This is a genomic window from Mesorhizobium sp. B2-3-7 (assembly GCF_006442695.1).
Lineage (GTDB): Bacteria > Pseudomonadota > Alphaproteobacteria > Rhizobiales > Rhizobiaceae > Mesorhizobium.
The window spans coordinates 120,218-133,866 of record NZ_VFVV01000002.1; the positions used below are offsets into that span (position 1 = coordinate 120,218).

Below are 13,649 nucleotides of genomic sequence, written 5' to 3' on the forward strand. Positions count from 1 at the left end.
GTGTCGCCTGCAACCATTTTCCTGTTACATCTCGCTCTAGGCTACGTGCCTTGGCTGCTCTGCGTCGGCGTGTATGTCTTGCCCCGGCTCAAATCCGTCAACCTGGTCGAGGCGCAACGTGCCATCGCCACGCTGCACAGCTTCCGCTTCTTCGGGCTTGTCTTCATCGTTCCAGGCGTCGTCGGGCGCGATTTGCCGGCTGATTTCGCCACCTTCGCCGCCTATGGCGACTTCGCAACTGGAGTGTTGGCCATGCTGGCGCTTTTGACGACGAGGATACGTCCGCTGTTCTGGTTGTCCGTCGTCGCGTTCAATCTCGTGGGGACGATCGATATCGCCGTCGACTACTATCACGGCAGCCAAGCCGGTCTTCCTGAGCTGGCGGGGCAGTTGGGCGCTGCATACGCGATCCCCGTAATCTATGTCCCACTGCTGATGATCACGCACGCCGTCGCGTTCTACCTGATGGCGCGCCCCCAGCCCCAGGCAGCTCGAGCCTTCGCCGGCGGCGCGGCCGCATCTCCGTGAGGCAGCAAGTGCCGGTGTACCGGCGCGCCGCGGCGCAGACGCTTCGCGGCGCGCGGGTATTCGACTAATAGGTCGTGCGCCCGCCCGACAGGTCGAAGGTCGAGGCGGTGGTGAAGCTGTTTTCCTTTGAGACGAGCCAGGCGACCATGGCGGCGGCCTCGTCGACCTCCAGCAGACGGCCGCGTGGAATGCGCGAGCGCATGTATTCGATGTGCTCGGGCGTGAGCTGTTCGAGGATTCGAGTCTGCGCGGTGGCCGGCGAGATGCAGTTGACTGCAATGTCATACTGCGCGAGCTCCTTGCCGAGCGATTTGGTCATGCCGATGACCGCCGCCTTCGAAGCGGAATAGGCGGCGGCGTTGGGATTGCCTTCCTTGCCAGCGACGGAAGCGATGTTGACGATCCGCCCGTAATTGCGCGCCTTCATCCCGGGCACCACGGCGCGGTTGGCGTAGAAGGTGCCGTTGACGTTGATGTCGATGATCTTCTTCCACGTCTCTATGTCGTAGCTGTCGAGCGGGGCGGCGGGACCGGCAATGCCGGCAGAATTGACCAGGATGGAGATTTTGCCGGCGCTCTCCTCGGTTTTTGCCCGCGCGGCGTCCACCGTCTCCCAATCCGCAATGTCGACGACCAGGGTCGTGGCGGCCTTGCCAAGGTCGCGCTTGGCCGCTTCGAGGCGCGCCTCGTCGACGTCCCATAAGGTGACCGTCGCGCCGGAGGCGACGAAACGTTTGGCCATCGCGAAGCCGAGGCCTTGCGCGCCTCCGGTGACCACGGCGTGTTGGCCGTCAAGATCGATCCTGTTCATGCCGAGCGTTCTTTCTGGTTGAGTGAATTGAGGTTGCCCGTTGCGGGCGGGCGATGTCGCTACATGGTAGCGCCGAGGTTCCAGGGCACGAACTCATTGTCGCCGTAGCCCAGCAATTCCGATTTGGTACGCGCGCCCGATGCCACGCGCAGGATCTCTGCGAAGATCTCCTGGCCTTTGTCGTCCAGCGTGATGCCGTCGAGGATGTCCCCGCAATTGATGTCCATGTCCTCGCGCATATGCTCGAAAATGAAGGAATTGGAGGCAAGCTTGATCGAGGGTGTCGGCTTGCAGCCGAAGGCCGAACCGCGCCCGGTGGTGAAGCACAATATGTTCGCGCCGCCGGCGACCTGGCCGGTTGCCGAAACCGGATCGTAGCCGGGCGTGTCCATGAAGACGAGGCCGCGTTCGTTGATCGGTTCGGCATATTCCAGCACCGCGCGCAGATTGGTCGTCCCGCCCTTGGCGGACGCGCCGAGCGACTTCTCCAGGATCGTCGTCAACCCGCCGAGCTTGTTGCCGGGAGACGGGTTGTTGTTCATCTCCATGTCGTGCTTGGCTGTGTAGTCCTCCCACCAGCGGATACGCTCGATCAGCTTCTCGCCGACCGCGCGGTTTTCCGCACGCATGGTGAGCAGATGTTCGGCGCCGTAGATCTCCGGCGTCTCGGACAGCACCGCCGTGCCGCCTTGCGCGACAAGCAGGTCCACGGCGGCGCCAAGCGCCGGATTGGCGCTGATGCCGGAATAGCCGTCCGACCCGCCGCATTGCAGCGCGAGCACCAGTTCGGAGGCCGGTTGTGGCGTCCTTTGCGCGGCGTTGACGATGGGCAGCATATCGACGATCGCCTTGACCCCGGCCTCGACCGTCTTGCGTGTGCCGCCGGTCTCCTGGATCGTCATCGTGCGGAAGGTCGTGCTCTCCTCGATGTTGTAGGACTGCATCCAGCGCGGAATCTGGAACGCCTCGCAGCCGAGCCCGACCATCAGCACGCCGCCGACATTGGGGTTCGTGGCAAAACCCCACTGCGTGCGCTTCAAGAGGTCGTAAGCGGGGCCTTTGGTGTCGATGCCGCAGCCAGCGCCATGGACGAGTGAGATCACGCCGTCGACATTGGGATAGTCGCGCAGGATGCCGCAGCGGTTGACCTCTTCTACGATGAAGCGGGCGACGCTGGCCGAACAATTTACCGAGGTCAGCACAGCGATGAAGTTGCGCGTCCCGACCTTGCCGCTCGGCCTGCGGTAACCCATGAAGCTCGCGCGCTCGGCTTCAGGGACGACAGGCGTTTGCCTGGCGTTGGTGCCGAACAGATAGTCGCGTTCGAAATTGCGCAAATATACATTGTGCTCGTGAACCCAATCGCCGGCGGCGATCGGTCCGCGGGCGAATCCGATGGTCTGCCCATATTTCACGACCGGCTCGTCCGAAGCGATGTCGCGGATCGCCATCTTGTGGCCGCGCGGTATGCGCGCCTTCGCGGGCATGTCGCCTGCCTTGTCGCCGATCATCAACGGATCGATCGCCAGAAGGATGTTGTCGGCATGCGAAAGCTGGATGAACCGCGCCATTACAAACTCTGAAAAAGCCCCCGTCGGCACAATGCCGCCGAATGGATCGGAATACTAATATAATAGATGGTCAACGGTCAAGCTGCGAACACGGCTCACCAGGCATCGGCAAGCCGGTCGGATGCCAGGTTCGGGACCTCAAACCTCCGCCGCCCGTCTCAGCGCTCAGTCGAGGTCGTCAGTCGAGAAGCTCGGCGGCGACTTCGAGCGTGTTGCGAAATGACGTCTCGAGGTGATGCTCCATCGCCTGTGCGGCGCCCTCGGCGTCGTGACGCTTCAGCGCGTCCAGAATGGCCTCGTGCTGCTCGATCGTCTGCTCGCCATAGCCGGGCTTCGGAATGGCGAGATAGCGGCCGCGATCCATCTGCGCCTTTGAGATGTCGACGGCGCGCCAGATCATCGGCAAGCCGCATATTTCGGCGATGGTGCGGTGAAAGACATCGTCGAGCTGAATCGCTGTGGCGTACCTGCCGCGCGCTATGGCGAGCTTATGCGCTGCCATGTTGTCTTCCAGCAATTCACTGGCAGCCGGCGTCAGCTTGGCGGCGGCGCGCCTGGCGCTCTCCATTTCCAATGCGCGCCGGATGACATAGGCTTCCTCGAGGTCGGCCCGGCTGATGGGAGCAACGTAGGTGCCGGTCTGCGCCAGGATCTTGACGAGCCCTTCGTCGCTGATGCGTTTGACCGCTTCGCGCACGGGCGTGCGCGAGACGCCCAGCGCTTCGGCAATTGCGATCTCATTGATGACCTCACCCGGTTTCAGCCGTCCGACGACGATCATGTTGCGGATCTTGTTGTATATCTGGTCGCGCAGCGGGAGGGCTCGATTGAGGGTCGAAGGATCTAGATCCATGGAAAATCCCATCGTTCGTCCACCTGAAATGGCAAAATTATTCGAATGTCAAACGGAATGCACCTGCTTGCGACGCGGGGTTCGTTGCGATCCGACGCCAGTGACGGAGCGGTCAGATCCAGCTTGCCAGAACTATTATATTAGTGCAATAGTGCCGCCCGTTGCGTGATTTTCAGCCTATGGTGAAGTGCCTGGTGCGGATGCGCTGAAAGGGGCCTTCGGGCCGGCTCGAGGTGGGCCGAACCGTGCCTTGAAGTGCATTATACTAACATAACGCTGCCCGCATGCTACCAGGGAGGACCAAGCCTAGATGAGTGCCGCCGCCGATTGTGCCCTGGACATGAGAGGCATCTCCAAGAGTTTTCCCGGCGTGAAGGCCCTGTCGAACGTCAATTTCGCCGTCCGGTTCGGCACCGTCCATGCGGTCGTCGGCGAGAATGGCGCCGGCAAATCGACGCTGATGAAGGTGCTCAACGGATCCTACGCTCCGACCGCCGGCACGATCCTCGTCGGCGGCGCCGAAGTGCGCATGCGGCGTCCCGCCGACGCCCAGGCGCTCGGCATCCGCATGGTGCACCAGGAGATCAATCTTGTTCCCGACCTGACCGTCGCGGAGAACGTCTATCTCGGCCGCATGCCCGGCAAATGGAGCTGGCTGCACAAGGGCGAAATGGTCAGGAAGGCCGCCGCCGTCCTCCACGAGCTGGGCGCGGCCATCAACCCGCGCGCGCGGCTCGGCGACCTGTCGATCAGCCAGCAGCAACTGGTCGAGATCGCCAAGGCCTACGCGGCGCAGCCCAGGATCATCGTGCTGGACGAGCCGACATCGAGCCTGAGCGAGCACGAAACCGCGGCGCTGTTCCGGATCCTTCGCAAGATGCGCGATGACGGCATCGCCATCGTCTACATCAGCCATAGGCTGAAGGAGGTTCTCGAGATCGCCGACGAGGTGACCGTGCTGCGCGACGGCTCAATGATCGAGACCCGTCCGATCGACGGCATAACCGCGGCCGAGATGATCAGGCTGATGGTTGGCCGCGAGGTCGCCAACGTGTTCCCGAAAAGCCCGGCCGCGATCGGCAAGTCCGTGCTGCGTGTCGAACGCATCGGCGACGGGGCGCATTTCAGTGATGTCAGCTTCGATGTGCGCGCTGGGGAGATACTGGGCTTGACCGGACTGGTCGGGGCCGGTCGCACCGAGGTAGCACGCGCCATCTTCGGCCTGTCGCGGCTGGTGGAGGGAACGGTCAGCGTCTACGGGCGCAAGGTCGCCATCAACTCTCCTTCCGAGGCGGTGCGAGCCGGGATCGCCTACGTCCCCGAGGACCGCAAGGGCGACGGCATCGTTCCGGGCATGTCGGTCCGCGAGAACATCAGCCTGTCGATATTGCGGCGTCTGACCAGCTTCGGCCGTATCAGGCGCAGCGCCGACCGTTCGCTGGCGGCGATCTATGTGAAGCAGTTTTCCATTTCGCCGCCCGACGGGGAGCGGCGCATCAACCTGTTGTCGGGAGGCAACCAGCAGAAGGCGGTCATCGCCAAATGGCTCGCGGCCAAGCCCTCCGTGCTCATTCTCGACGAGCCGACGCGCGGCGTCGACGTCGGCGCCAAGGCCGAGATCCACAGCATCATCGGCCGGCTTGTCGCCGACGGCATGGCGGTGGTGATGATCTCGTCGGAACTGCCCGAAATCCTCGGCGTCTGCGATCGCGTCGTTGTGATGCGCGACGGCCGCGCATCGGGGGCGCTCGCCCGCGCCGAACTGAGCGAGGAGCGCATCATGGCGCTGGCGACGGGGGAGGCTGCATGACTGATGCGGCCATGGAGACCAGCGGGGCGAACCGCAATGACCGCTTCACGCGCGGCAGCAGGCTTGCCGATGTCCTGTCCAAGGCGGGGCTTGGCTTCGCTATCCTTGCAGTGGTGCTCTACGGCTCATTCGTCAGCCCCGCCTTCTTCACCACAGGCAATCTGCTCAACGTCCTGACCTCGATGTCCATTGTCGGCATCGTCGTTGTCGGCATGACTTTCGTGCTTGTGGCAGGCGGCTTGGCCGACCTGTCGGTGCCGGCCACCATCGCCTGCGGGGCCATCCTTTCGCTCGGGCTGCAGCCAATGATCGGGCCGGTTCCTGCCTTCGTCCTGGCGGTGGCGCTTGCGGGCCTTATCGGCCTGCTCAACGGCGTGCTGGTCGGCTATGTCGGTATCAATCCCATCATCGCTACGCTCGGCATCGGCACCATCGGGTTGGGCATCGTGCAGGCGGCCGTCGGCGGCGTCATCGTCTATGGCAACAATCCCGCTTCGGCCGAATTCGCCAAGGGCCGGCTCTTCGGCGTCCCGGTCGTGGTGCTGATTTTCCTGCTGATCGCCCTCATAGGGCATTTCGTCCTCTCGCGCTCCTTCTGGGGCAGGTGGACGCTCGCCACGGGCGGCAATTACAGCGCCGCCGAGGCGAGCGCGGTGCCCGTGCGAGCGGTGAAGGCCGGTGCGTTCGTGATCACGGCGTTGGCTTCGGGCGTCAGCGGCGGCCTGCTGGGCCTGACCTTGCAAAGCGCGCGGCCGCTGATCGGCGCCGGCTACGAGTTCAGCGCCATCACCGCGGTCGTGGTCGGCGGCGTGTCGATTATCGGCGGTTTCGGCTCGGTGCCGAGGGCGATCGCGGGCCTGATCTTCGTGCAGCTTCTGACCAACGTCATGGTGCTCGACGGCGTGCGCACGCCGATCCAGGGTTTTGTCCTCGGCATCCTGATCGTCGGCGCCGTCGGCATGGACGCGGCATTGCGCAAGAGGGGGGTGGCGTGATGAGGTTCCTGGCGCTTGCCTCGCGGCACAGGGTGGTGATCATCCTCGGCCTGACGCTGATCATTTCCGCCTTGGCGGTTCCGGGTTATTTCTCCGCATCGACCCTCGGACTCGGCCTCGACCGGGCGGCGACGATCGGCCTGATCGCCATTGGACTTACGGTGCTTCTGGTCGCCGGCCAGATCGACCTCTCCGGCGGCGCGGTGTTCGCGCTGGCGGGGATCATGTCGGTCATCCTGCAGCGCGAGATCGGCATCCTGCCTGCCGCACTTGTCGGTATCCTGGTCGGCATGCTGGCAGGCGCCATCAACGGCGCGCTGGTCGTCGGGCTGAAGGTGAACTCGCTGGTGCTGACGCTGGCGACGATGCTGATCTTCCGCTCGCTCGCGCATTGGATCACCAACAGCCAGCCGGTGACCGGCACCGACATCATGCTTTCACTGGCGTTCGCCAAGATCCATCTCGAAATCTTCACCATCCGCAGTGCGCTGTTCATCGTTCTGATCGTGCTGCTGCATGTCTGGCTGACGCGTACAATACCGGGCCGAAATGTCTTTGCGATGGGGTCCAATCCGGCGGCAGCCAAGGAGAGCGGCATCGCTTCCGATCGCATCGTTTTTCTGGGCTTCGTCTTCGCCGGGACGCTCGCCGGTCTCGCAGGCGTTCTCCAGAGCCTCGTCACCAACACCGGTTCGCCCGTCTTCGGCTCGGAACTGACGGTCGCCGTCATTGCCGCGGTCGTGGTCGGCGGAACCCGCCTCGAAGGCGGCAAGGGATCCGCGCTCGGCACGCTTGGCGGCGTGCTGACGATCGGCTCGCTGACCATCGCGATGGAGTTCCAATCCGTTCCCGCATACGTCCAGCAGGTCGTGTCGGGGCTTATCCTGATCCTGCTCGTCGTGCTCGATCGGGCCGTGACTACCAAGGGGAGGGCGCCGGGCACAGGCCCCGCGCTCATTCGCGACAATCCAATCACTCAAGGAGGAAATACATGATCGGGAGGAAACCTATGGTTGGCAAGAAAAGCATGCTCCACATTACCGCCATGGCGGTAATATTGGCCTCGACGGGCTGGGCCAGTGCAAAGACGGTCTGCTACGTCACGGCCGCGGATTCGCATGCCTATGCGACGCCGGCCAACAAGGCGCTCCAGGCGCGCGCCGGCGAGCTCGGCATCGAGATCCTGAGCCTCAGCCAGGATTTCGACGTCCAGAAGGGCACCGAGCAGCTCAACACCTGCGTCGCGCGCAAGGTTGACGGCATCATCCTGTGGCCGCTCGACCCGCAGGCCTACATACCGGGCCTGGCCCGCGCACAACAGGCGAACATTCCCGCGATCCTCATCAACTCGCCGATGAGCGACGATGCCAAGCCGTTCATCAAGTCGTTCACCGGGCCCGACGTTTACGAGGAAGGCAAGCTTGCGGCCGACTCGCTCAGCAAGGCGTTGGGTGGCAAGGGTTCCGTCGTCATCATCGCCGGCCAGGCCGGCAACGGCACGACGATCGGCCGCGTCGGCGGCTTCACCGATCGTCTCAAGGAAACCAACGCCGACATCAAGGTGCTCGACGCGGTCAATGCCGATTTCGACCAGCAGAAGGCGCTGGTGGTCAGCCGCGACCTGATCACCCGCTTCGGCGACGAGATCAGCGGCGTCTACGCCAATGACGACACCATGGCGCGCGGCTTCATCGACGCCTGGAAGGAGGCCAATCCGTCCAAGGCGGCACCGCCGATCGTCGGCATCAATGGCCAGAAGGATGCGTTCGAATCGATCCGCACCAACGAAATGTACTCCACCATCGTGCAGTCGCCGGTTGAGGACGGCCGCCTGGCGATCAACACCATGGCGGAGATCATGGACGGCAAGGAGGTCAAGGACCGTTTGCCGATCCCGCTGACGGTCGTCACCAAGGACAATGTCAACGCGGTCGAGCCGGCGTTCTGATCCCTTGGGGCCGGCTCGGCAGAACCGGGCCGGCTCCTTCGTCTTCTGGCGCGGACGGACGATCCGGCTGCGCTGCTCACTATAGGAAGGCCTGCCAGCCAAGGCTGCGCGGCACAGTTGGAACTTCCGTTTGCGCCCCGGATTATCCATCCGGGAGAACGCCAATGCCTTCTACGGCCATCCGCAGCACACAGTACCATTTCGCCACCAGGGTGCTCTCGGTCTGGTTCGTGCCGAGCGGAAACCGCTATGACTACGAAGACGTGGAGCCCGAGACATACGCTGCCTTCAAAGCCGCCTCTTCCAAGGGACGCTTCTTCAATGAATTCATACGGGATCGCTATAGGTTTCGTCTGGTCGAACGCGCCCCTGAACGCTGACGAACGCCAGCAACAAAGCGCGGTATCGCGGGACTGTTCGTCGGTCACGAATTCGTGCTGACAGGCATACGCCGAACAAGATCAGCAACTTAATTGCCGGATAGTCGTTTCATGATGTCCTCGAGGCCATGAAATGTCTCAAGTTTACGATCTTGCATCCGGTCTGGTGCGGCGGATCTACGAAAAGCGCATCGACGCGCCGGCGATCCTCGATACCGCCAGCGAATTTCCAAACGCCACCAAGTTCACGGCCGCCTGGCAGGCCATCCGCGACGAAGCGCTTGCCGTGGGCAAGGCGCCCCGCTTCCACGACATCATGCCTGAACAGGCCGACATCTCGGCCAATGACGGTCGCGACTGGCGTATGTTCGTGCTGAAGGCTTACGATGTCGCGGTTCCGCAAAATCTCGCGCGAATGCCGGTCCTCGACCGGCTGCTTGCAGAATGCCCTGAAGTGAAGTCGGCGGCGATCTCTTTCCTGGCTCCGGGCAAGCACATTCCCAGCCATCGCGGCCCTTTCAGAGGCATAATGAGGTTCCATCTCGGCCTGGTAATCCCTCGACAGGCAGATGGTCGTCCGGCGACGGTCATGATTATCAATCATCAGGAGAGGCGGATCGCCGACGGCGAGTGTCTGTTGTGGGACGACACGTTCCCTCACGAAGTGACAAACAACGCCGACAAGCCTCGCGTGGCCCTGCTTTTGGATATCTGGCGTCCACGAATGCCGCGCGACATGGAAATCCTGTCACGCCTGATCGTCCACGGCGTGCAGGCAGGCATGCGCCGCAGAGGCGTGTCCTTTTCTGCGTGAGGAGAGGCTCGCGGGCCATGGGCTCGCCGAGCGCCTTGGCGCGTCAGTCGCGTGGGCCCGCCACCATCCGTGCGATCCGTGTCATGTCCGTGCTCATTTCACGGTCATCGTCAAGCGGGCTGACAAGGGAGCGCACGGCGGCGAAGGTGCGCTGCGGTCCGTCGCCCATGCTGTCGACGACACCGCGCAATTCCACCCCCGTAGCCGCAAAGATCAGTTCCATCGCAACGAGATAACGCAGCCGCTCGACGATCTCGGCTGTCTTGGCCACCACGCGCGGGGCCATCGACGACTGATCCTCGATGCCGTCCGAAACGGCGAGCGGGCTGAGCGACATCGGGTTGGCGAGGTGCCGGATCTCGACTTCCAGCGCGGCAAGCGGTTTCTGCAGCTCCGCATAGCCCTGGCGGCTCCCACCCCTGGCCGACAGGAAGCGCGGCAGCTCCGCCGTTATCGGCGACATCAGCTTCATGCAACGGTTGGCGGTGCCGACCGCGCAATGCGCAAGCGCCTGGCCGAGCTGTTCCCAGGCCAGCGTCATCGCCGTCAGGTCGAAGTTGCCGTTCGAGACGACCCGCTCGATCTCCGGCAGGATAACCGGGTTGTCGCCCGAATGAGCCAGTTCGATCTCCGTCGCCAGCTTCGCCTGTTCGAACGCATGCAGCAGGCCGCCCCACACCTGCGGCACGCAGCGATAGCTGAGCGGGTCCTGGAGACGCCGCGCGGCGTTGTCCTCCCACAGGCCGCTTCCCGCTAGTTCCGCCCGCAGACGCGCGCCGATCTCGCGCTGGCCGAATGCCGGGCGGGCTGACAGCGCCTCCTCGGTGATTGCGCTGACGGATGAGCGGAATGCCTCATAATTGAGGGCCACGGCAGCCAGCGACCAGTCGATAAGATGGGCGACGTCTTCCAGGCACAGGCATGCCGTTCCGGTCGAAAGGCTGTTCGCGACGATGATGGCGTGGCCGTCCTTCTCGCGCACGTTGAGTGGTTCGAGCCCGGCGAGAGCCAGCGCCTCGGCCGACGGCATGATCTTGCCCTGGAACTCCGCTTCGCCGTCGCCGCGCAGCGCCCTTGCCATATGCCCGAGGGCGGCAAGGTCCGCCGCCCCGATCGATCCCCAACTGGGGATCACCGGATGGACCCCGGCGTTAAGTGCCGCCACAAGGCCCATGACCACATGTTCGGAGGTGCCGGTGCCGCCGGCCGCCATGCCTGAAATCCTTGCGGCCATAAGCGCCCGCACGGCCTCCGTCGGAAGGGCGGGGCCGATGCCCATACTGTGGCTGAGCGGTACGCTATGCTGGAACGCGATCAGGTCGGCCTGCGCAAGCGGAGTATCCACGCACGCACCGAGACCGGTGGTGACGCCATACATGGGCTCGCCAAGTTGCGTGAGATGCTCGATGAGCGCACGGCTCTCGCGGATGCGGCGCATCGCCTGACCGCCCAACTCGAGGCGGGCATTGCGCCGTGCGACCTCGGCCACATCGGCCGCACTGAGCGGCTTGCCGTCAAGCACTACCATTCTGAGTGTCATATCCTGCCCCCATGATCGCTGCCGCCAATGCCGCGCCGGCCTGGCCGCATGCGGCTTGCGGCTGCCAGTTTTGCTGTTTCCGCGGGCCAAACTGCAAGCCATTCCCGTTCCGCGGGCTTCGCCGCGGCAGTTCCCGTGTCGACGCCGGCCCATCGCCGCCGGCTTGCCACTTTTCTCGTACACATGGATACCTATATCCGAGAATGAAGCTTTCCCCTAAGCTGACGATGCGTGAAATGGGAGCATGGATTGCGCGGATTTGGCGAAGGCTTGATCGAGAGGCCGCAAACGGTTGCCGAGCAGGTCGCCAATGTCTTGCGCGAGGCCATTGCCAGCGGGACCTTGACGGCCGGCACGACGCTGCGCCAGGATGATCTGGCCGAGCAGTTTGGCTTCAGCCGGATGCCGATCCGGGACGCGCTTCGTCAGCTCGAGGCCGAAGGCATCGTGTCCATCCACCCGACAAAGGGTGCGCACGTCGCCAGAATGGACGGCGACGAGATCCGAGAGATCTATGCCGTGCGCGAACTGCTCGAGTACGAGGCACTGCGGCTCTCCATTCCCGGCCTGCCCGGCGGCAAGCTGGACGAGGCCGAACAGGTGCTCGATCAGATCGATGCCGAGCGCAATGTCGGCAGGTGGGGCGTGCTGAACCGGGCCTTTCATCTGGCGCTTTATGACGCCTGCGGCAATCGCCGGTTGCTCGGCCTGATCGAGGCGCACCATAATGCGGCCGACCGCTACGTCCGTATCCTGTTGTCGAACCTCGACTACCGCGCCCGCTCGCAGACGGAGCATCGCGACCTCTTGGCCGCTTGCCGGCGACGCGACCCCGGCGAGGCCGTCAGCGTTTTGACGCAGCATCTGCGCCAAGGCAGCGAGACACTGGTCAACGCCATAGAAGGCGACGGTCTGTCGCGAAAATCTTAGAATCTTTGTCCAATTCCGATGGGCGCGCGTGACGGGCTGTACGCCTTCGTCTAGCCGCTGCCGCCAGGGACGCTGCTTTTCAGCCTGCCTGATTTGATCAAATGGAAGAATTGGTTCTGGATTTCTCCCTGAAAATGCGTTTTGAAGAGCACTCCAAATAAAAGTGTGATCAAATTGGAAAGGCTGGGCTATTGACGGTGCAAAAAGAAGAGATCGACATCCAGAATGCGCTGGCTCTTGCCGAGCGCTTCACGATGGCTGGCCGGCGCGCCTTGGTGACCGGCGGCAGCGTCAGCATCGGCCGTGAGATCGTGCGGGTTTTTGCCGAGGCGGGCGCCGATGTGGCCGTCCATTTCGCTCGCGACGCCGACGTGGCATTCGGGCAGCCGGATGCGGCCGCCGAAGCTGTCCGTGAAATTCGCGGGAAGGGCAGGCGCGGCGTCGCCATCGATGCTGATTTCGCTCGGGCCGGAGAGGCGGCTCGCTGTGTCCAGGCGGCGATCGAGGCGTTGGGTGGTGTCGACGTGCTTGTCGTCTGCGCCTCGATCCAGTACCGCACGCCTTTCCTCGACCTTCCCACCGATCAGATCGAGCACCAGATCCAGATCAACTTCAAGGCGACGATCGAATTGCTGCAGGCCGCCTTGCCCGGCATGAAGGACAATGGCTGGGGCCGTGTGCTGACGATCGGCAGCATCAACCAGACGCGGCCCGAATCCGATCTCGCCGTCTATGCCGCGCTGAAGAGCGCGCAGCACAATCTGTCATTCAACCTTGCCAAGGATTATGCGCCACACGGGGTGACGATCAACAACCTGTCGCCCGGGCTTGTCGTTACCGAGCGCAATCGCTGGCGCCGCGAGGACGCGGCCAAATGGGCGGAGATCCAGAAGGGGTCCGCGCCGATGCAGCGGGCCGGCGAGGCGCGCGAGATGGCGGGAGCGGCGCTGCTGCTTTGCTCCGACGCCGGCAGCTTCATCACCGGGGCGGACCTGCAGGCGACGGGTGGCCGCCATCTCGGCTGGCAATAGCCGAGATTAACCGGCAAAAGCCGGCTCCGGCAGTCCCGCCACGCCGACGTCGAGTGCAAGCAGGCAACCCGCCAGGGGCTCGTTGGCCAGTTGATCCTCCGTCAGCTTCTGCGTTGCGGTCGTTACGTACAGTGTCTTCAGGCCTGGACCGCCGAAGGCGCAGGAGGTCGGCTGGGTGACTGGGAGAGGGACCAGCCTGTCGAGCCGGCCATCGGGCGCGAACCGCGCCAGCGAGCCGCCTTGGTAGCGCGCATTCCAGAGGAAGCCGTCCGCATCGACGGTGGCGCCGTCGGGCCTTCCAGGCGCCGCGTGCCGGTCGGCGAACAGAGACCACGGCCCCACGAATCCGCTCGCCGGGTCGAAATCCGCCCGCTCTATGTCGCCTTGCCGCGTATCCGTGAAGTAGACGGTACGGCCCGCGCCAGCCATGTCGGCGAT

At 63.8% G+C, this 13,649-nt stretch carries 14 protein-coding genes; 9 read left to right on the forward strand and 5 right to left on the reverse strand.

Annotated elements, in window-relative coordinates; all coding sequences use genetic code 11:
- A complete protein-coding gene (locus tag FJ940_RS04505) occupies positions 1–528 on the forward strand; it encodes a hypothetical protein (RefSeq protein WP_140655505.1) in 528 nt (175 codons plus the stop codon).
- Positions 529–592: 64 nt separating this feature from the next.
- Here the strand turns inward: FJ940_RS04505 and FJ940_RS04510 are convergent, their stop codons facing one another.
- The 3 genes from FJ940_RS04510 to FJ940_RS04520 all read right to left on the reverse strand — a co-directional run bounded on the left by FJ940_RS04510 (position 593) and on the right by FJ940_RS04520 (position 3,763).
- On the reverse strand, positions 593–1,339 hold the full coding sequence (locus FJ940_RS04510; RefSeq protein WP_140655507.1) for an SDR family NAD(P)-dependent oxidoreductase: 747 nt from the start codon (positions 1,337–1,339) through the stop codon (positions 593–595).
- A gap of 59 nt (positions 1,340–1,398) precedes the next feature.
- The gene (locus tag FJ940_RS04515; protein WP_140655510.1) at positions 1,399–2,910 is read right to left on the reverse strand and encodes an altronate dehydratase family protein; all 1,512 of its coding nucleotides are present in this window, start codon (positions 2,908–2,910) and stop codon (positions 1,399–1,401) included.
- Between the two features lie 178 nt (positions 2,911–3,088).
- A complete protein-coding gene (locus FJ940_RS04520) occupies positions 3,089–3,763 on the reverse strand; it encodes a GntR family transcriptional regulator (RefSeq protein WP_140562356.1) in 675 nt (224 codons plus the stop codon).
- Between the two features lie 310 nt (positions 3,764–4,073).
- Between FJ940_RS04520 and FJ940_RS04525 the strand changes: the two genes are divergently transcribed.
- From FJ940_RS04525 to FJ940_RS04550, 6 genes are all read left to right on the forward strand, one after another.
- Positions 4,074–5,573, forward strand: coding sequence for a sugar ABC transporter ATP-binding protein (locus FJ940_RS04525; RefSeq protein ID WP_140655513.1), 1,500 nt, complete (start codon positions 4,074–4,076; stop codon positions 5,571–5,573).
- A complete protein-coding gene (locus FJ940_RS04530) occupies positions 5,570–6,568 on the forward strand; it encodes an ABC transporter permease (protein WP_246670976.1) in 999 nt (332 codons plus the stop codon). Before FJ940_RS04525 ends, FJ940_RS04530 begins: the two co-directional genes overlap by 4 nt.
- Complete coding sequence (locus FJ940_RS04535; RefSeq protein WP_140655880.1) at positions 6,568–7,563, forward strand: ABC transporter permease; 996 nt, start codon at positions 6,568–6,570, stop codon at positions 7,561–7,563. Before FJ940_RS04530 ends, FJ940_RS04535 begins: the two co-directional genes overlap by 1 nt.
- Positions 7,564–7,577: 14 nt before the next feature.
- Positions 7,578–8,516, forward strand: coding sequence for a sugar ABC transporter substrate-binding protein (locus tag FJ940_RS04540; RefSeq protein ID WP_140655515.1), 939 nt, complete (start codon positions 7,578–7,580; stop codon positions 8,514–8,516).
- A 164-nt stretch (positions 8,517–8,680) separates the two neighbouring features.
- Positions 8,681–8,896 carry a KTSC domain-containing protein gene (locus FJ940_RS04545; RefSeq protein ID WP_140497550.1) on the forward strand — a complete coding sequence of 72 codons (216 nt, stop codon included), beginning with the start codon at positions 8,681–8,683 and terminating at the stop codon, positions 8,894–8,896.
- A 133-nt stretch (positions 8,897–9,029) separates the two neighbouring features.
- Positions 9,030–9,710: an aspartyl/asparaginyl beta-hydroxylase domain-containing protein gene (locus FJ940_RS04550; RefSeq protein WP_140655518.1), complete on the forward strand. Its 681-nt coding sequence runs from the start codon at positions 9,030–9,032 to the stop codon at positions 9,708–9,710.
- A 43-nt stretch (positions 9,711–9,753) separates the two neighbouring features.
- Here the strand turns inward: FJ940_RS04550 and hutH are convergent, their stop codons facing one another.
- A complete protein-coding gene (gene hutH / locus FJ940_RS04555; RefSeq protein WP_140655520.1) occupies positions 9,754–11,250 on the reverse strand; it encodes a histidine ammonia-lyase in 1,497 nt (498 codons plus the stop codon).
- A gap of 249 nt (positions 11,251–11,499) precedes the next feature.
- On the opposite strand from hutH, the gene FJ940_RS04560 reads away from it, so the two are divergent.
- Together FJ940_RS04560 and FJ940_RS04565 are read left to right on the forward strand one after the other, a co-directional pair.
- On the forward strand, positions 11,500–12,180 hold the full coding sequence (locus FJ940_RS04560; protein ID WP_246670977.1) for a GntR family transcriptional regulator: 681 nt from the start codon (positions 11,500–11,502) through the stop codon (positions 12,178–12,180).
- A gap of 197 nt (positions 12,181–12,377) precedes the next feature.
- Positions 12,378–13,211 (forward strand): SDR family oxidoreductase, encoded by an 834-nt coding sequence (locus FJ940_RS04565; protein ID WP_246670986.1) that lies wholly within the window; start codon positions 12,378–12,380, stop codon positions 13,209–13,211.
- 6 nt (positions 13,212–13,217) lie between these two features.
- Here the strand turns inward: FJ940_RS04565 and FJ940_RS04570 are convergent, their stop codons facing one another.
- Positions 13,218–13,640 (reverse strand): SMP-30/gluconolactonase/LRE family protein, encoded by a 423-nt coding sequence (locus tag FJ940_RS04570; protein ID WP_140655526.1) that lies wholly within the window; start codon positions 13,638–13,640, stop codon positions 13,218–13,220.
- Positions 13,641–13,649: the final 9 nt, after the last annotated feature.